The 18,876-nt window shown below is 70.6% G+C and carries 14 protein-coding genes; 3 read left to right on the forward strand and 11 right to left on the reverse strand.

The genetic code is table 11. From position 1 onward, the window contains the following. A complete protein-coding gene (locus NHL51_RS03090) occupies nt 1–1,050 on the reverse strand; it encodes a CpaF family protein (RefSeq protein WP_434141710.1) in 1,050 nt (349 codons plus the stop codon). Between the two features lie 294 nt (nt 1,051–1,344). On the opposite strand from NHL51_RS03090, the gene acs reads away from it, so the two are divergent. Further along, nucleotides 1,345–3,321 (forward strand): acetate--CoA ligase, encoded by a 1,977-nt coding sequence (gene acs / locus NHL51_RS03095; protein ID WP_434141711.1) that lies wholly within the window; start codon nt 1,345–1,347, stop codon nt 3,319–3,321. Between the two features lie 200 nt (nt 3,322–3,521). Here the strand turns inward: acs and NHL51_RS03100 are convergent, their stop codons facing one another. Further along, entirely contained in the window at nt 3,522–3,995 is a 474-nt protein-coding gene (locus tag NHL51_RS03100; RefSeq protein WP_434141712.1) for a RidA family protein, read from the reverse strand. A gap of 1 nt (nt 3,996) precedes the next feature. Continuing rightward, nucleotides 3,997–4,167, reverse strand: a complete 171-nt coding sequence (locus NHL51_RS03105; RefSeq protein WP_434141713.1) for a DUF4177 domain-containing protein — start codon at nt 4,165–4,167, stop codon at nt 3,997–3,999. A gap of 114 nt (nt 4,168–4,281) precedes the next feature. Here NHL51_RS03105 and NHL51_RS03110 point away from each other — a divergent pair, with 114 nt between their 5' ends. Next, nucleotides 4,282–6,891, forward strand: coding sequence for a transglycosylase domain-containing protein (locus tag NHL51_RS03110; protein ID WP_434141714.1), 2,610 nt, complete (start codon nt 4,282–4,284; stop codon nt 6,889–6,891). A gap of 7 nt (nt 6,892–6,898) precedes the next feature. Then, nucleotides 6,899–7,885, forward strand: a complete 987-nt coding sequence (locus tag NHL51_RS03115) for a metallophosphoesterase (protein WP_434141715.1) — start codon at nt 6,899–6,901, stop codon at nt 7,883–7,885. A gap of 381 nt (nt 7,886–8,266) precedes the next feature. On the opposite strand, the gene NHL51_RS03120 is transcribed toward NHL51_RS03115, so the two are convergent. From NHL51_RS03120 to pta, 8 genes are all read right to left on the reverse strand, one after another. Next, nucleotides 8,267–9,337, reverse strand: a complete 1,071-nt coding sequence (locus NHL51_RS03120) for an aspartate-semialdehyde dehydrogenase (RefSeq protein ID WP_434141716.1) — start codon at nt 9,335–9,337, stop codon at nt 8,267–8,269. Nucleotides 9,338–9,435: 98 nt separating this feature from the next. Then, nucleotides 9,436–10,713 (reverse strand): aspartate kinase, encoded by a 1,278-nt coding sequence (locus tag NHL51_RS03125; RefSeq protein WP_434141717.1) that lies wholly within the window; start codon nt 10,711–10,713, stop codon nt 9,436–9,438. A gap of 107 nt (nt 10,714–10,820) precedes the next feature. Further along, nucleotides 10,821–11,171 (reverse strand): hypothetical protein, encoded by a 351-nt coding sequence (locus tag NHL51_RS03130; RefSeq protein WP_434141718.1) that lies wholly within the window; start codon nt 11,169–11,171, stop codon nt 10,821–10,823. Between the two features lie 13 nt (nt 11,172–11,184). Beyond that, the gene (locus NHL51_RS03135) at nt 11,185–11,448 is read right to left on the reverse strand and encodes a hypothetical protein (RefSeq protein WP_434141719.1); all 264 of its coding nucleotides are present in this window, start codon (nt 11,446–11,448) and stop codon (nt 11,185–11,187) included. 230 nt (nt 11,449–11,678) lie between these two features. Then, nucleotides 11,679–12,275, reverse strand: coding sequence for a recombination mediator RecR (gene recR / locus NHL51_RS03140; protein ID WP_434141720.1), 597 nt, complete (start codon nt 12,273–12,275; stop codon nt 11,679–11,681). A gap of 3 nt (nt 12,276–12,278) precedes the next feature. Then, nucleotides 12,279–15,368, reverse strand: coding sequence for a DNA polymerase III subunit gamma and tau (locus NHL51_RS03145; RefSeq protein ID WP_434141721.1), 3,090 nt, complete (start codon nt 15,366–15,368; stop codon nt 12,279–12,281). Nucleotides 15,369–15,453: 85 nt separating this feature from the next. Further along, nucleotides 15,454–16,689: an acetate/propionate family kinase gene (locus tag NHL51_RS03150; RefSeq protein WP_434141722.1), complete on the reverse strand. Its 1,236-nt coding sequence runs from the start codon at nt 16,687–16,689 to the stop codon at nt 15,454–15,456. Nucleotides 16,690–16,725: 36 nt separating this feature from the next. Next, nucleotides 16,726–18,834: a phosphate acetyltransferase gene (gene pta, locus NHL51_RS03155; RefSeq protein WP_434141723.1), complete on the reverse strand. Its 2,109-nt coding sequence runs from the start codon at nt 18,832–18,834 to the stop codon at nt 16,726–16,728. Nucleotides 18,835–18,876: the final 42 nt, after the last annotated feature.

The following is an 18,876-nucleotide window of genomic DNA, read 5'->3' on the forward strand; positions in this document are numbered from 1 at the left end:
TCACTCCCCGTCACGGCCGATCGAGCCGGCCGACGACCCACCGGATGAGCCGCCCGACGAACCGCCGAACGATCCGGCCGCACCCACGGCACGGATCGCGAGCCCACCGCGTTCGAGCACGGGCCGCCCGACGGCGGCGACGCGGTGCCCGAGCGGGCCGCGCTCGAGATGCACGACGAGGTGCAGGGCTGCGACGACCTGCCGCGCGGTCGCATCGGCGTCGAGCCCTGCGAGCGCGCCGAGCGCCTCGAGCCGGGCGGGCACATCGGCGAGCGCGCTCGCGTGCAGCGTACCGGCCCCGCCATCGTGGCCCGTGTTGAGAGCGGTCAGCAGCGTCATCACTTCGGCGCCGCGGCACTCGCCGAGTACGATGCGGTCGGGCCGCATGCGCAGCGCCTCGCGCAGCAGCCGGTCGAGCGAGACCTCGCCCGCGCCTTCGCTGTTCGCCTGCCGGGCCTCGAGCGCGATGACGTGCCGGTGCTGCAGGCGCAGTTCGGCGACGTCTTCGATCGAGATGATGCGCTCGCCTGCCCCGGCGAGGTCGAGCAGCGCCCCGAGCACCGTGGTCTTGCCGCTCGCGGTCGCGCCGGTGATCAGCAGGTTGCGGCGGGCGGCGACGGCCTCGGCGAGCAGCCGCGCGACGCCCGCGGTGCACAGCCCGGTCGCGACGAGCTCCGAGAAACCGAGCGGCGCGGGCCGCGGCACGCGGATCGAGACCGCCGCGCCCGAAACGGCGACGGGCGGCAGCACGGCGTGCACGCGGATGCCGTCGCCGAGCCGCGCATCGGCGAAAGGGTGCAGCTCGTCGAGGTGACGCCCGCCCGCCGCGATGAGGGCGACGCCGAGCCGCGAGACGGCGTCGGGCTCGGCATGCCAGCCGCGCATCTGCTGCAGCCCGGCGCCGCGGTCGAGCCACAGCTGCGCTTCGCCGCCGCGCGCCTGCAGCAGCAGGTCGCGCAACTCGGGGTCGTCGAGCAGGGGCAGCAGGCCGCCGAATGCGCGCCGGGCGCGCAGGTCGAGGGCGGCGGTGCGGATCCCTGTCGAGGCCATGACCCCAGCCCACCGGGTTTCGGCCGATCTGTCGCCCCCTGAACCGCGAATGTGAATAAGTCGCCCGAAAATCACGAAAACGACGGCCTGTGAGCGACGAGACAACCGATTCGCACATCGGTAGCGCCCGAATCGCTCGAAACAGCAGGTCTCACCGCCCGGTCACCGCCGAGATGCGCCGCGAGCATGGGAACGGGCGGGTTTCGCGAAACGCATCAGGTATACCCTGAAGAGTGCCCAGGCTTCGTCACAGCAGACGAATCATCACGATGAAGATTGGATAACGACGTCCACATGAGCGATCAGCATGGCACCATCGAGAGCTACCCGCTCGACAGCGAGACCTACCCGCCGTCGGCAGAGTTCAAGGCAGCGGCGAATCTCACCGACCCGTCCGTGTACCCGCGCGCAGCCGAAGACCCCGAGGGGTACTGGGCCGAGCAGGCCGAGAAGCTCGCCTGGACCAAGCCGTTCGAGGAGATCCTGGACTGGTCGAACCCGCCGTTCGCGAAGTGGTTCCAGGACGGCGAGCTGAACGTCGCCGCGAACTGCCTCGACCGGCACATCGCGAACGGTCTCGGCGATCGGGTCGCGTTCTACTTCGAGGGCGAGCCCGGCGACACCCGCACCATCACCTACGCGGAGCTCACGAGCGAGGTGAAGCGCGCCGCGAACATGCTCACGAGCCTCGGCGTGAAGGCCGGCGACCGCGTCGCGATCTACCTGCCGATGATTCCCGAGGCCGTCATCGCGATGCTCGCCGTCGCCCGTCTGGGTGCGGCGCACTCGGTCGTGTTCGGCGGGTTCAGCGCCGAGAGCCTGCGCGCCCGCATCGAAGACGCGGCCGCCGAGGTCGTCATCACCGCCGACGGCGGCTACCGCAAGGGCCGCGTGTCGGCGCTGAAGCCGACGGTCGACGACGCGCTGCGCGAAGACGGCCACCCCGTGCGCAAGGTGCTCGTCGTCAGGCGCTGCGAGAACGACGTCGAGATGGTCGACGGCCGCGACCTGTGGTGGCACGACGAGATCGTCACCTACGACGACCAGCACGAGGCGAAGGGCTTCCCGGCCGAGAACCCGCTGTTCATCCTGTACACCTCGGGCACCACCGGCAAGCCGAAGGGCATTCTGCACACAAGCGGCGGCTACCTCACCCAGGTCTCGACGACGCACCGCGACGTGTTCGACCTGAAGCCCGAGACCGACGTGTACTGGTGCACCGCCGACATCGGCTGGGTCACCGGCCACAGCTACGTCGTCTACGGGCCCCTCGCGAACGGCGCCACGCAGGTCATCTACGAAGGCACCCCCGAGACCCCCGATTGGGGCCGCTGGTGGTCGATCATCGAGAAGTACCGGGTGTCGCTGTTCTACACCGCCCCGACCGCGATCCGCGCGTGCATGAAGGTCGGCCGGCAGATTCCCGAGCAGTACGACCTGTCGTCGATCCGCGTACTCGGCTCGGTGGGCGAGCCCATCAACCCCGAGGCGTGGCGCTGGTACCGCGAGGTCATCGGCTCGGGCACCGCCCCCATCGTCGACACCTGGTGGCAGACCGAGACCGGCGCGTTCATGATCGCCCCGCTGCCCGGCATCACGGCGCTCAAGCCCGGCAGTGCGCAGGCGGCCCTGCCCGGCATCGACGTGAATATCGTCGATGACGAGGGCAACCGCGTCGATCGCGGCCAGGGCGGCCTGCTCACGATCCGGCGGCCGTGGCCGGCGATGGTGCGCACGATCTGGGGCGACGACCAGCGCTTCATCGACACGTACTGGGCGAAGTTCGGCGACCAGTACTTCGCCGGCGACGGCGCCCGCGTCGACGAGGACGGCGATATCTGGCTGCTCGGCCGCGTCGATGACGTCATGAACGTGTCGGGCCACCGTCTCTCGACGGCCGAGATCGAGTCGTCGCTCGTGGCGCACAACGCGGTCGCCGAGGCCGCGGTCGTGGGCGCGAGCGATGAGACGACCGGTCAGGCCGTCGTCGCGTTCGTGATTCTGAAGTCGCAGCAGACGCTGGTCACGCCCGAAGAGGCCGAGGTCGAGCTGAAGAAGCACGTCGCCGGGCAGATCGGCGCGATCGCGCGCCCCCGCCAGGTGTTCGTGGTGACCGAGCTGCCGAAGACCCGCTCGGGCAAGATCATGCGCCGCCTGCTGAAGGATGCGGCCGAGGGCAAGGTCATCGGCGACACCACGACGCTCGCCGACACGATGGTGATGCAGACCATCTCCGACCGGGTCAACGCCGAGAAGAACGCCCGGGGCTGACGGGCGCCGCTGCAATGCGCTGAGGGCCAGGGATCGCCGATCCCTGGCCCTCGATCATGTCTTGCGCGGTATGGCGCAGTCGGCCACTCGGAACACGAACTCGATCTCGACGGGCGCGCTGGAGCTCAGAGCGAGGCCCATTTCTGGGCCTCGCCGCGACGCCAGCGCAGAGGCTGTCTCGGCCTCTGTCGGAACCGTGATCAGTCGGCCACCCGGAACACGAACTCGATCTCGACGGGGGCGTCGAGCGGCAGCACCGCGACGCCCACGGCCGAGCGCACGTGGATGCCGAGGTCGCCGAAGACGCGGCCGAGGAAGACGGAGGCGCCGTTGGCGACCGCGGCCTGGCCGGTGAACGACGGGTCGGAGGCGACGAACGCGGTCACCTTCACGACCTGGCTGATCTTGTCGAGCGAGCCGAGCACGCCGCGCGCCGCTGCGAGACCGTTCAGCGCGCACAGGCGCGCGAGCTCCTCCGCCTGCTCGGCCGAGACGAGCCCCTCGCCGTCGCCGACCTTGCCGGTGAGAGGCAGCTTGCCGTCGACGACGGGCAGCTGGCCGGCGGTGTAGATGTAGTCGCCGTCGCGCAGCGCGGGCACGTACGCCGCGACGGGGGCCGCGACCTCCGGCACCTCGTAGCCGAGCTCCTTCAGGCGTGCTTCGATGACTGACATATCAGGCTTTCCTCTTCTTCATGTATGCGACGTTGCCGCCGGCGGGGCCTTCGATGATCTGCACGAGCTCCCAGCCCTGGGCGCCCCAGTTGTTGAGAATCTGGGCCTCCTTGTGCAGCAGCAGCGGTGTGACGAAGTACTCCCAGACGGAGCCCTCGGACGAATCGCTCACGTGCGATCTCCTCTCGAATTCGGTGCGGCCGGTGGGTGCGCGAAGCGACCCGAACGGCAGGGCAGAGGCATGCGCTGCGGAATATTTCCAGCAACGTCGCCTAGTCTTGATTCTATGACCCCACAGACATCCAAGTCTTCGCGCGTGCGCACTTTCAAGCCGCGCAGCGCAGGTGGAGCCCTCGGAGGCATCATCGGAGCCGTCGCCATGAGCGCGGTCGCAGGCATTCTGATCACCGCAGCGGTGACCCCCGTGGTCGCGGTGAGCGGGGCCGCGGCGTCATCGGCCGTCAAGATCTTCCAGGATCTTCCCGACCACCTGAACCCCGGCCGTCTCGCCGAGCCGTCGACGATCTATGCGACAGGCGCGGATTCAACGGTCTACCCGATCGCGACGTTCTACGACCAGGACCGCGAGATGGTCGCGTGGGACGACATCTCGCAGTACGTGAAGGATGCAGCGGTCGCCGAGGAGGACCCGCGCTTCTACACGCATGGCGGCGTCGACGCCCTCGCGACGACGCGTGCGGCCCTGCAGAACGCGGTCGGCACCGGCTTCTCGGGCGCCTCGACCATCACCATGCAGTACGTGCGCAACGTGCTCATCCAGGATGCGATGTCGATTGCCGATGAAGAGAAGCGCGACGCGGCCTACGACGACGCGATGCGTCAGGACATGGACCGCAAGCTCAAGGAGATGAAGCTCGCGCTCGGGGTCGAGAAGAAGTACACCAAGGACGAGATTCTGCTCGGCTACCTGAACATCGCCCTCTTCGGCCGCCAGATCTACGGCATCGAGTCGGCGGCGCAGTACTTCTACGGCAAGAGCGCGAAAGATCTGTCGCTCGCCGAGTCGGCGAGCCTCGTCGCGACGGTGAACAACCCGTCGAAGCTGCAGATCGACCTGCCCGAGAATCTCGAGGCGAACAAGCAGCGCCGCGACAAGATTCTCGGCAGCATGCTCAATCACGGCCGCATCACCCAGGCGCAGTACGACGAGGCGGTCGCGACCGAGATCGCGCCGCAGATCACGCCGCGCATCCAGGGCTGCGCCGCTGCCGAGACGAACTACGGCCTCGGCAACTTCTGCGACTACGTGCAGCGCTACATCAAGCACGACCCGAACTTCGGCGACACCCAGGCCGAGCGCGAATTCAACTTCAGCCGCGGCGGCTACGACATCTACACGACCATCGACCTCGATATCCAGGCGGCCGGCACCGAGGCCATGCGCGGCACCGTGCCCTCGTACATGGACGGCATCAACGTCGGCGGCGCGAGCGTCAGCACCGAGGTCGGCACCGGGCGCGTGCTCGCCATGGTGCAGAACCGGCTGTACAGCAATGACCCCGCAGTGACCGAGTCCGACCCGAACTTCACCGCGATCAACTACAACACCGATTTCGACTACGGCGGCTCGAACGGCTTCCAGGTCGGTTCGACCTTCAAGTCGGTGACTCTCGCCGAGTGGATCCGCACCGGGCACTCGGTGCGCGAGGTCGTCAACGTCAACGGCCGCACGGTGCAGGAGAACTCGTTCCGGGCATCGTGCATGCCCGACGGGGTCTACGGCTTCGGCTCGTTCGCGTTCACGAACGACAACGAGGGCACGAAGGGCAACCAGCCCGTGCTCACCGCGATCGCCAACTCGGTCAACGGCGGTCTCGTCTCGATGCAGCAGAAGATGGATCTCTGCGAGACCTTCGCGACGGCGAAGAAGCTCGGCATCCACCGCGCCTCGCCCCAGACGAACCCCGACCTGCCGAACTACGACACCACCGAACTCACCATGGTGCCGTCGAACGTGTACGGCGGCATCGACGAGATCGCCCCGATCACCATGTCGCTCGCCTTCGGCGCCTACGCCGGCAACGGCACCGTCTGCACGCCCGTGCCGATCGACTCGATCATCGGGCCCGACGGCGAACCCGTGCCGTTCAAGAAGGCGGACTGCACCGAGGCGCTGCAGCCCGAGGTCGCAGCCGGCGTCGCGTACGCCCTGCAATACACCGTGAACAACGGCCTCGCACGCCACGCTTCGTCGGCCTACGGCATTCCGCATCTCGCGAAGACCGGTACGACCGATGACGTCGTCGACAACTGGACGGTCGGCGCGAGCAGCCGCGTCGCGACCGCGACGTGGGTCGGCAACGCCGGCCCGGTACAGTTCCCGGACGGCACTTGGAGCCGCGTCTCGACGCAGCCCTTCGGCGGCCTTATGTACGCCGACCAGACGATCTGGCCGGCCATGATGAACGTCGCAGACGCGAAGTACGGCGGCGAGGCGTTCCCCGAGCCGTCCTCTGCGGCGACCCGCGTGACGATGGTGGCCGTGCCCGATCTCAAGGGGCAGACCTTCGAAGAGGCGTCGGCGACGCTCACGCAGCTCGGCTTCTCGCCGGTCGACGGCGGCGAAGTCTCGTCGTCGGTGCCGCAGGGCCGCGTGGCCGCCACCAGCCCCGCGGGCGGCGATGAAGCGCCCCTCGGTTCGGGCATCAGCATCTACCGCAGCGACGGAAAGGCGCAGCCCGTGCCCGACGTCATCGGCTCGAGCTTGAAGGATGCGCAGAAGAAGCTCGAGGGCTCCGGCTTCGACGTCAACGCCAGCTGTGCTGCCGGTGACAAGAAGCCCGGCGGCAACGACAAGGTGACCGCGATGGACCCGGCAGCCGGCACCGAGCTGGCCCCGACGAGCATCATCTCGCTCACCGTGGATTGCAGCTAGGCGCACGATGGGATTCGCGTCGCGCCACCCTGCGGTGACCGCTCTCGGAGCGGCCGCCGCAGGGGTCGCCGTCTGGTCGACCGTGATCGAGCGCAGGCTCTTCACGATCCGACGGCACGCGCTGCCCGTGCTCGCCGAGGGCGCGGCGCCGATCCGCGTGCTGCAGCTCTCAGACCTGCACCTCGCCCCCTGGCAGACGAACAAGATCAACTGGGTGCGATCCCTGGCCGAATTGCGGCCCGACCTCGTCGTGCTCACCGGCGACCTCATGGGCCACGTGCAGGCGCGCTCGTCGCTGCTCGAGGCCCTGCGGCCGCTCGCGCGCAGCGGCGCCGAGCTCTGCTTCGTGCACGGCTCGAACGACTACTACGGCCCCATCGCGAAGAACCCGATGCGGTACCTCATGGAGCCGAGCCGCAAAAGCAGCCGCGAGCCCGACATCGATAACGTCGCGCTCACCCACGGCCTCGAGGGCCTCGGCATGATCAACCTCAACAACTCGGCGGCCCGCCTCGAACTGCGCGGCACCACGGTCGAGCTGCTCGGGCTGAACGACCCGCACATCCGCTACGACGACGCGAGCGCCATGCGCGAGCAGTTGACCGCGCTCGTCGCCGAAGACACCTCCGGCGACGAAGACTCGGCTGACGAGGCCGAGGGCTCCCCCGCTGCCGCCGGCGACCGCGACGCGCTGCGCATCGGCGTCGTGCACGCCCCCTACCAGCAGGCGCTCGGCGAACTGCTCGACGACGGGGCGTCGGTGATTCTCGCGGGCCACACGCACGGCGGCCAGGTGCGCATGCCGGGCGTCGGCGCCCTCACCTCGAACTGCGACCTGCCCGTGTCGCAGGCGCGCGGCCTGAGCGTCTGGTTCGACGCGCACCGCGCCGCCTACCTCAACGTCAGCGCGGGGCTCGGCAACTCGATCTACGCGCCGGTGCGCTTCGCGTGCCGCCCCGAGGCCTCCCTCATCACGCTCGAAGCCGCCCGCTGAGCCTCAAGCCCGCCGACCCGTCTGCGCGGGGCGCTCAGGCGCGCCCGGGTCAGCAGCCCGCGCGCCCAGTCCCACCGCCCGCGCGCCCGGCCCGCCGCCCGCGCGCCCGGCCTCACACGCGCACCACCGTATAGACGAAGCACGCCCGTATAGGCAAATCACGGTGCTCGAGGTACACGCTCGTCATTCGGGTGTCCGAAAGACGAAGAGTGGTTCCGACGAGAACGGCGGCGGAGCGGCGGAGCGGCGGAGCGGCGGAGCGGCGGAGCGGCGGAGCGGCGGAGCGGCGGAGCGGCGGGGACCGACGTGCAGACGGACGCACGAACGACACGGGGGCCAGGGATCCGCGATCCCTGGCCCCCGTGCCCGCGATTCGGCGGGTCAGGCTGCGATGAGCTTTCGCGCCACGATCTCCGCGATCTGCACGGCGTTGAGCGCCGCGCCCTTGCGCAGGTTGTCGTTCGAGATGAACATCGTCAGGCCGCGGCCCTCGGGGGCCGACTGGTCGGCGCGGATACGGCCGACGAACGACGCGTCGCGGCCGGCGGCCTCGAGCGGGGTCGGCACATCGCTCAGTTCGACGCCGGGAGCCTCGGCGAGCACCTCGCGCGCGCGGTCGGCCGAGATGGGCCGCGAGAACTCGGCGTTGATCGCGAGCGAGTGGCCCGAGAAGACGGGCACGCGCACGCAGGTGCCCGAGACGAGCAGCTCGGGCAGTTCGAGAATCTTGCGGCTCTCGTTGCGCAGCTTCTTCTCTTCGTCGGTCTCGCCCTGGCCGTCGTCGACGATCGAGCCGGCGAGCGGCAGCACGTCGAACGCGATGGTCTTCGTATAGACCTCGGGGGCCGGGAAATCGACGGCCTCGCCGTCGGTGACGAGGTCGGTGAGCTTGCCCGACTCGACGGCCGCGGTCGCCTGCGAGGCGAGCTCGCGGGCGCCGGCGAGGCCCGAGCCCGACACGGCCTGGAAGGTCGTGACGATGAGGCGTTCGAGGCCCGCTTCGCCGTCGAGCACCTTCATGGCGGGCATGGCGGCCATGGTGGTGCAATTCGGGTTGGCGATGATGCCGTGGCGCGCCGAGATGATCTCGTCGATCGCGTGCGCGTTGACCTCGCTCACGACGAGCGGGATGGTGGGGTCGCTGCGCCACGCGCTCGAGTTGTCGATCACGATCGCGCCGGCTGCGGCGAACTCGGGGGCGTACTGCTTCGACGGGCCGCCGCCGGCCGAGAAGAGCGCGATGTCGATGCCCGAGCGGTCGGCGGTCGCGACGTCTTCGACGGTGATCTCCTCGCCGCGGAATTCGAGGGTGGTGCCCGCCGAGCGCGCGCTCGAGAGGAAGCGGATGCTCGCAATCGGGAAGTCGCGCTCCACGAGCAGTCGGCGCATGACGGCGCCGACCTGGCCGGTGGCGCCGACGACGGCGACGTTGAGACCCTGCTGATCTGCCATGGTGGTGAACCTCTTCTGTCTTGCATGCGGGGCGGGGCGCCCGGAAAGGAGTGGCGCGATGCGCCGGGATGAGCGCGATGCGCCCGGAGCGTGTGCGCCTAGCGGCCAGTGCCGGCGTAGACGGTGGCCGTCTTGTCGGCGTCGAGCTCGAAGGCGGAATGCAGCACCTGCACGACCTTCTCCATGAGGTCGGCGCGGGTGACGACCGAGATGCGGATCTCGGAGGTGGAGATCATCTCGATGTTGATGCCGGCCTCCGAGAGGGCGCGGAAGAGCTGGGCCGAGACGCCGGTGCTCGTGCGCATGCCCGCGCCGACGACAGCGATCTTCGCGATCTGGTCGTCGTACTGGAGGCTCTCGAAGCCGAGGACCTCGCGCTCGGCCTCGAGCGCTTCGATGACCCGGCGGCCGTCGGCGACCGGAATCGTGAACGAGATGTCGGTGCGGTTCGTATCCGCGGCCGAGACGTTCTGCACGATGATGTCGACGTTCGCGTTCGTCTTGGCGACGATCTCGAAGATGTGCGCGGCCTTGCCCGGCGCATCGGGCACACCGCTGACGGTGACCTTCGCCTCATCCTTCTCGGCGGCGATACCAGTGATGATCGGCTCTTCCACCTGATCTCCCTTCGGGTGCCCCTTGGCGGGGTCGTAGACGATGGTGCCCTCTTCGCTCGAGAACGAGGAGCGGACGTGCAGTACGACGCCGTGGCGGCGCGCGTATTCGACGGCGCGCAGGTGCAGCACCTTCGCGCCCGAGGCGGCGAGCTCGAGCATCTCTTCGAGCGTGATCGCATCGATCTTGCGCGCGAGGGGCGCGATGCGCGGGTCGGTGGTGAAGATGCCGTCGACGTCGGTGTAGATCTCGCAGACGTCGGCGCCGAGCGCCGCGGCAAGGGCGACGGCGGTCGTGTCCGATCCGCCGCGGCCGAGCGTAGTGATGTCGCGGGAGTCGCGGCTGAAGCCCTGGAAGCCGGCGACGATGGCGACGGCGCCCTCGTCGAGCGCTTCGCGCACGCGGCCCGGGGTCACGTCGACGATCTTCGCGTGGCCGTGCTCGGACGTGGTGATCATGCCGGCCTGGCTGCCGGTGAACGAGAACGCCTCGATGCCCATGCCCTTGATGGTCATGGCGAGCAGCGCCATCGAGATGCGCTCGCCCGCGGTGAGCAGCATGTCGAGCTCACGAGGGGCAGGGATCGGCGTGCACTCCGCTGCGAGGTCGAGCAGCTCGTCGGTCGTGTCGCCCATGGCGCTCACTGCGACGACGACATCGTTGCCCGCACGGCGGGTCTCGACGATGCGCTTGGCGACCCGCTTGATGCTTTCTGCATCCGCGACGGATGAACCCCCGAACTTCTGCACGATCAACGCCACGCGGGTCCTCCTCTGACCAGTCCTACTCCAAGGGTCCAGTCTAGCCGCATCGCCTCCGAATGCTCCTGCGGGTTCGCCGCGTTACGCCCGATTGCGGGGCGAGGCCGTCACGCGCCCTCGAGCAGGCCCGCGGCCCAGATGCTGATGAGCGAGATCGCGGCCACGCTCAGCAGGCAGGCCATGAGCAGCCGGAGGCGCAGTATGCGGCGCGCGACGGCGAAGCGCAGCGCCAGCATGGCCGCGTACAGCGCCACGATGACGACTGCCGTCGCGAGCGCCAGCTCGGCGGACGGCCCGCCCTTCACGATGAGCAGCACGAACGGCACGAGCGCCGCCGCGGCGAAGAGCCCGCCCATGACGAGCCAGATCGCGCCCTGCGAGGTGCGCAGCGCCGGCTGGTCGAGCACCTTCGTCGGGTCGGGTCGCTTCCCGCCACGACCAGAGCGGTCGGTGCCCATGGCGCCCCCAGGTTCAGGCCCGATCGACGAGCCGCTGCTCGCCGCCGCGTTCCTCGTCGCTCGGCACGACGCGGGCGCAGTGCGCGCAGCAGTAGATGGCACCGTCGACCTCTGCGCCGTGGCCGAGGATGCGGCAGCCGCAGTGCGCGCAGCTCGGCGCGATGAGGTGCACCGCGCACTCGAAGCTGTCGAAGGTGCCGATCGCACCGCCGACCCCCGCCATCGTGACGGTGAAGGTCTTGTCGTATTCGTTGCCGCAGGTGTCGCAGACGCCCATCGTTCTCCCCTTTGCCTCACCCGTGCCGCAGGGTCGCGGCGAGGGTCGCACGCGAACGGACGGCCTGCTCGGCGACGGGTTGCATCCATCGTCGCCGGGAGATCGCAGGCGCGGCAGAGGGTGGCCAGGGCGCCGCCGGAGCGGTATCCTCGGCGCGCTCGGCTCTCGTGGGCGTGCTCGGGCACGCTCGCGAACGGCGGCGGGGGCCTGGTCGCGGTGAAGCGGCCGGACTACTCGACCTTGGTGCGGCCCTCGAACGCCCGCCCGAGAGTGACCTCGTCGGCGAATTCGAGGTCGCCGCCGACGGGCAGCCCCGAGGCGAGGCGCGACACGGGCACCTCGATGCTGTTCAGCAGGCGCGAGAGGTACGCGGCGGTGGCCTCGCCCTCGAGATTCGGGTCGGTCGCGAGAATCACCTCTTTCACGTCACCGTCGCCGATGCGGCGCATGAGCGACGGGATGCTGAGGTCGTCGGGGCCGATGCCGTCGATCGGGCTGATGGCGCCGCCGAGCACGTGGTAGAGGCCGCGGTACTGGCGGGTGCGCTCGATCGCGACGACGTCTTTCGGTTCTTCGACGACGCAGATGAGGCCCTGGTCGCGGCGCGGGTCGCGGCAGATGGAGCAGCGCTCCGATTCGGTGATGTTGCCGCAGACCTCGCAGAAGCGCACCTTCTCGCGCACTTCCGAGAGCAGCTCGGCGAGGCGCGTGACGTCGAAGTTCTGCGTCTGCAGAATATGGAACGCGATGCGCTGCGCCGATTTCGGGCCGATGCCGGGCAGTCTGCCGAACTCGTCGATCAGGTCTTGAACGATGCCGTCGTACACGGGTTAGACCTCCGGCCTGGATGGGAGCGGGCGCTCCTCGATGAATCGGGCACCGAGCACTTCGCGCACGATGGCTTCGCCGTAGCGGTTGAACGAGGGCGCCGAGCGGCGGCCCTGCTCGGGTTCGGGAGCCTGCTCGGGCTTCGGTTCGGGACGCGCCGCTGCGGTCGCCGACTGCGGCCGAGCCGGCGCGGGCGGTGCCGGTGACGCCGGCGCACCCTCGCCAGGGATCGCCGCGCGCTCGCCCGACCCCGCGTAGGGGTCGCCCTGCCCTTCGGCGTACGCCCCGTACTCGGAATCGTCGCTCGGGCCGTCGCCGTAGTCGCCGGCGTCGTAATCGCCGGCACCGGTGTCGGCATCTGTCTCGGCCTCAGCGGCGGGCTCGGGTTCGGCCGCAGCGGGCGCGACGGCGGCGGGCTCGACCACGCCGGGTGAGACCACGGCGGGCGCGACCTCAGCGACTACGGGGGCGCCGAGAGCTGCGGGCCCCGCAGTGTGCTCGAGATCCGCAGTGTGCCCGGGCTCCGCAGTGTGTTCCGGTTCCGCGGTGTTCCCAGTCTCCGCGGTGTCCGTCGGCTCTGCCGGCTCTGCCGGTGCAGCAGGTTCGGCGGGAGGCGCGGGCTCGGTCGGAGCCTGGGGCACCGGGTCAGCCCACGCCGGGGCGGCGAGGGCGGGGCCGAGCACGCTCAATCGTGCGGCGGCACGCGCGACAGGGTCGTTCGGGTCATCGGGATCGACTGCGGAGCCGGCTGCGGGGGCCGCCGCGGATGCACCCGGGGAGGCCGGGGCCGATGCGCGTGGGCCGCCTCGATGGGGCTCCTCGGAGTCGGGCTCACCCGGCTGCGGTCGCTGCGGCATGCCGGGCTCGCGCTGCGCGGCGGCGCCCGGTTCGATGCGCTTCGGCACGTACTTGACGCTCAGGCCGGTCGCTTCGTTGATCGCCTCGCGCAGCGGGCCGGCGCCCGAGCTCTTGAAGACGGCGAGGTCGGAGCTCGAGGCGAGGCCGACGGCGAGCACGTCTCCGTCGAGCGCCAGCGGCTGCACGACGCGCACGGCGTTCCAGGCGTCGCGGTCGCTGTGCTGCAGTTCTTCGAGCAGTTCGGGCCACAGCTCGAGCAGGTCGTCGAAGCCGGCAGGCTGGCCGTCGTCGTGCTGCTCGGACTCGGCCTGGGCTGCGGGCCCGGCAGCCTCTGCGGGCGCGGTCGGTATGCCGGTAGCGGAGGCCGCTCCCCCGTCGGAGTCCTGGCTGTCGCCGGGTGCCGCGGGCTGCGCCGCAGTCTGCGGCTGCTCCGGGATGTCCGAAGCGGGCGCGCTCGGCGCGGGCGCTTCCTCGGCCGGTGCGCGGAAGGCCGCGTCGCTGCCCATGCTCGAGAGCTGCGCGCCGCTCAGCACGTCGGAGATCGGTCGCCCGAACGATGCCGCACCGGAGTTCGGGTGCGGGGTACCTGCAGAGGAGGCCTGAGGAGTCGCGGCCGCGGCCGGTGCGACGCGCTCGCTGGGTTGCTCGGGCTCCGCGGCACGCTCAGGCTCCGCCGCGCCCTCATTCTCGGCCTGCTGGGGCGCTGCCGAGGAAGCCGGGGCTTCGTCGGCGGGAGTACCGGCGGTGTCTTCGCGCAGGAAGTCGCGCACCGACGCCGCTGTCTCGGCCGCATTCGGCGGGGCGGGAGCCGCAGGAGCTTCGGGCACCGCAGCAGCGGTGGGCGCAGGCACAGCAGCCGGTGCAACCGGTGCAGCCGCAGCAACCGGTGCAGCCGCAGCCGGGGGGCCGTCGAAGACCGCGCCGCGCGCCGCGGCGAGCGCCGCCAGCGGATCGGCCTTCGGCGCAGCGGGCGCAGCGGCGGGAGCCGCAGCGGCCGGGGCGGGCTGACGCCCCTGGGGCGCCTGCGCACCCGAAGCGACGGCCCCGGCGCCCCGGGGCGCGGCAGCGGCCTGAACGGAGCCGGCCGCGGCCTGCGGGGGCTGCCCCGCGGGTGCGCCGGCGCCGACCGCGGCGCCCTGCAGCAGGGCGCGCGCGATCATGAGTTCGAGCTGCAGGCGCGGTGCGGTTGCGCCCGCCATCTTGTCGAGCGCGCCGCTGACGGTGTCGGCGATGGCCGAGAGCTCGCCGCGGGCGAAGGCCTGCGCCTGCTCGTACATGCGCGTGAGCTGGTCTTGCGGCACGCCGCGGAACACCGCTGCCGCCCCTTCGACCGTGGTCGCGCTCACGACGATGAGGTCGCGCAGGCGCTCGAGCAGGTCTTCGACGAAGCGGCGCGGGTCTTGCCCCGTCTGCACGACCCGGTCGGTCGAGCGGAACGCGGCCGCTGCGTCGTGCGCTCCGAGCGCGGTCACGACGTCGTCGATGAGTTCGGTGTGCGTGAAGCCGAGCAGCCCGGCGGCGCGGTCGGCGGTGACGGTGTCGCCCTCCGAGCCCGCGATCAGCTGGTCGAGAATCGAGAGGGTGTCGCGCACCGAGCCGCCACCCGCGCGAACGACGAGGGGCAGCACTCCCGGCTCGACCCGTACGCCCTCGCTGTCGCAGAGCGACTGCACGTAGTCGATGAGGGTGCCGGGAGCGATGAGCCGGAACGGGTAGTGGTGGGTACGCGAACGGATCGTGCCGATCACCTTGTCGGGCTCGGTCGTCGCGAACACGAACTTCACGTGCGGCGGCGGCTCCTCGACGATCTTCAGCAGCGCATTGAAGCCGGCAGCCGTGACCATGTGGGCCTCGTCGATGATGAAGATCTTGAAGCGATCCCGGGCCGGAGCGAAGGCCGCCCGCTCGCGCAGGTCGCGCGCGTCGTCGACACCGCCGTGGCTCGCGGCGTCGATCTCGACGACGTCGAGCGATCCGCCGCCGTCGCGGCTCAGCTCGACGCAGCTCGGGCAGACGCCGCACGGCTGGTCGGTCGGCCCCTCGGCGCAGTTCAGGCAGCGGGCGAGAATGCGCGCCGACGTGGTCTTGCCGCAGCCGCGCGGGCCGCTGAACAGGTAGGCATGCCCGATGCGACCGGTGCGCAGAGCCGTCATCAACGGCTCGGTCACCTGGGATTGACCGATCATCTCGGTGAAGGTCTCGGGCCGATAACGGCGATACAGTGCGGCAACCACGGGTCCATGCTACCGGCGGGCTCTGACATTCGCGCCCAGGGGCGGTTCGGCACCGGGAGGCGGCGATCCCTGGCCCGGCCGTGGCTCAGACTCCGATAAGCCGGCCCGTCTGCGAGGCGATCTCGGCTTCTTCGTCGGTGGGCACCACGAGCACCGCGATGCGCGAGTCGTCGCTGCTGATGCGGCGGGGCGAGTCGGGGCCCGCGGCGGCCGCGTTGCGCTCCGCGTCGATCTCGATGCCGAGCGCTTCGAGCCCGGCGCAGGCCTCGGCCCGCACGGCCGCGTGGTTCTCGCCGACACCGGCCGTGAACACGATCGCGTCGGCCCCGCCGAGCACCGCGAGGTACGCCCCGACGTAGTGCCGCAGACGGTGCACGTAGACGTCGATCGCGAGCCGCGCCTCGACGTCGCCGCCCGCGGCCGCACCCCAGACATCGCGGAAGTCGTTCGAGCCCGCCAGCCCCGCGAGCCCTGAACGGCGGTTCAGCACCGTGTCGAGATCGTCGGCGTCGAGGCCGGCGCGCATCAGGTGCAGCAGCGCCCCCGGGTCGATATCGCCACCGCGCGTGCCCATCATGAGGCCTTCGAGCGGGGTGAAGCCCATCGAGGTGTCGACCGAGCGTCCGCCGTCGATCGCGCAGGCCGAGGCGCCATTGCCGAGGTGCAGCACGATCTGCTTGAGCGCATCGAGCGGGCGCCCGAGAAACTCGGCGGCCCGACGCGACACGACCTGGTGAGAGATGCCGTGGAATCCGTAGCGACGAATGCCGTGCTCGGCGGCGAGGCCGCGGTCCATCGCATAGGTGTGGGCGTGCGGCGGCATCGTCTGGTGGAAGGCCGTGTCGAACACGGCGACGTGCGGCACATCGGCGAAAGCCGCGCGGGCGGCGACGATCGCCTGGTACTGGCCGGGGTTGTGCAGCGGGGCGAGGGCCCCGAGCTCGAGGATGCGCTCGGCGACCGCGTCGTCGATGAGCGTCGGCTCGACGAAGGCCCCGCCCTGCACGACGCGGTGCCCCACGGCGCGCACGTCGAGCGCCCCGAGCGGGGCCCCGGCCCCGGCGAACGCCTCGATCATGGCTGCGAACCCGGCCGCGTGATCGGGCACCGGGAGATCCCGCTCCACACGCGCACCGGCACCGGCACCAGCACCAGCACCAGCACCGTCGCCGGCGGCGCCCCGGTGCACGATGCGGCCGAGGGCGCTCGCTTCGCCGATGCGTTCGATGAGCCCCGAGGCGATCCGTCGCCCGTCGGCCGCATCGATCAGCTGGTACTTGATGGACGAGGAGCCTGCGTTAATGACGAGGATGTGGGCCACGGTACTGCCTTCTTCGGGGTTCGGTTCGGGAGCTGGCTACGCGTCGGTCGTGATCTTCTGCACCGCCGTGATCGCGACGGTGTTGAGGATGTCTTGCACGGTCGCGCCGCGCGAGAGGTCGTTGACCGGCTTGTTCAGGCCCTGCAGCACCGGCCCGACGGCCACGGCGTTCGCCGAGCGCTGCACCGCCTTATAGGTGTTGTTGCCGGTGTTGAGGTCGGGGAAGATGAAGACGGTCGCGTGGCCCGCGACCTGCGAGCCGGGCATCTTCGACGCGCCGGTCGTGGGGTCGCTCGCCGCGTCGTACTGGATCGGGCCATCGATGAGCAGGTCGGGCCGGGCGGCTCGGGCGAGCGCCGTCGCCTCGCGCACCTTGTCGACGTCGGCGCCCGAACCCGAATCGCCCGTCGAGTACGACAGCATCGCGATGCGCGGTTCGACGCCGAACTGCGCTGCGGTCTCGGCCGACGAGATGGCGATGTCGGCGAGCTGCGCGGCGTTCGGGTCGGGGTTCACGGCGCAGTCGCCGTAGACGAGCACCCGGTCGGCGAGGGCCATGAAGAACACGCTCGACACCACCGAGACGCCGGGCTTCGTCTTCACGAATTCGAGCGCGGGGCGAATGGTGTGCGCGGTCGTGTTCGCCGCGCCCGACACCATGCCGTCGGCGAGGCCGAGCTGCACCATCATCGTGCCGAAATAGCTGCCGTCGGCCATCGTGTCGCGCGCCTGCTCGAGCGCGACGCCCTTGTGGGCGCGCAGCCGCGCGTACTCCTCGGCGAACTGCTCGCGCAGCGGCGAGGTCTCGGGGTCGATCACCGTCGCCGCATCGATCGCGAGGCCGAGCTCGCCGCCGCGCTTGCGAATAGCCGCCTCGTCGCCGAGCAGCGTGAGCCTCGCGGTGCCGCGGGCGAGCAGGGTGCTCGCGGCGCGGAGGATGCGGTCGTCGTCGCCCTCGGGCAGCACGATATGGGCGTCGGCTGCGGCGGCCCGTTCGAAGAGCTCGTACGAGAACATGACGGGGGTGCGAATGCCGCCGCGGTGCAGGCGCAGGCGTTCGCGCAGCAGTGCGGTGTCGACGTGCTGCGCGAACAGGGCGAGCGCCGTGTCGAACTTCGTGGGCGACTCCTCGGTGAGCAGGCCGCGGGTCTGCGTGATGCGGCGCACGGTGTCGAACGTACCGTGGCCCGTGCGTACGACGGGCAGCGTGGAGTCGATGCCGTCGAGCAGCCGCTCCACGTCGTCGGGCACCGCGAAATCGCCGTTCAGCACCACGGCGCCGATGGTCGGGAAGGTCGGGGCCTCGTGCGCCATCGTGACGGCGAGCAGCGTCTCCGAGCGGTCGGCGGCGATGACGACGACGGAGCCCTCGATGAGGCGCGGCAGCACGTTCACCATCGACATGCCGGCGACGACGACCTCGCTGATCTCGCGCGCGAGCAGCTGCGCACCGCCCCGCACGAGGGTGCCGTTCACGGCCTCGACGACGGCCGACACGGGCGGCGCCACGAGCTTGAGCTCTTCAGGGATCGCCCACACCGGCACGTCGTCGGGCAGTTTCGCGGCGACCACCGTCGCGATCTCGTCGAGCAGCTCGGGCTCGGCGCGGTTCACAAGGGCGGCGAGCACGGTCGCGTGCTCGGCATGCAGTTCGGCGAGGCCGAGCTCGGCCATCTGGGCGATGTCGAGCGGGCGCCGGGCCGGCAGCTGGCCGAGCAGCTCGGCGTCTTCGTTCGACCGGCCGCTCAGCACGAGCAGCACGGGCACGTCGAGGTTCGCGGCGATGCGCGCGTTGTACGACAGCTCGGTCGGGGCCGCGACATCGGTGAAGTCGGAGCCGACGACCACGACCACGTCGCAACGCGACTTCAGCTCGTGGAAGGCCGCGACGATGCGGGTCATCGCCGCTTCGGGGTCGGCGTGCGCCTCTTCGTAGGTGACGCCGACGCACGCCTCGTACGGCACGTCGGCCGTGGAGCGGCGGCGCAGCAGCTCGAGCACCCGATCCGGGCCGGTCGAGCGGATGAGCGGTCTGAATACGCCGACGCGCGGGGCCTCGGCCCGCAGCGCGTCGAGCACGCCGAGCGCCACGGCGCTCTTTCCGGTACGGCCTTCGGCCGAGGTGAGGTAGATGCTCGCTGCCACCCCTCCAGCCTAGGGCTCGGGCCTGGGCGTCGGCGATCCCTC

The organism is Leucobacter sp. gxy201 (assembly GCF_051043335.1).
Lineage (GTDB): Bacteria > Actinomycetota > Actinomycetes > Actinomycetales > Microbacteriaceae > Leucobacter.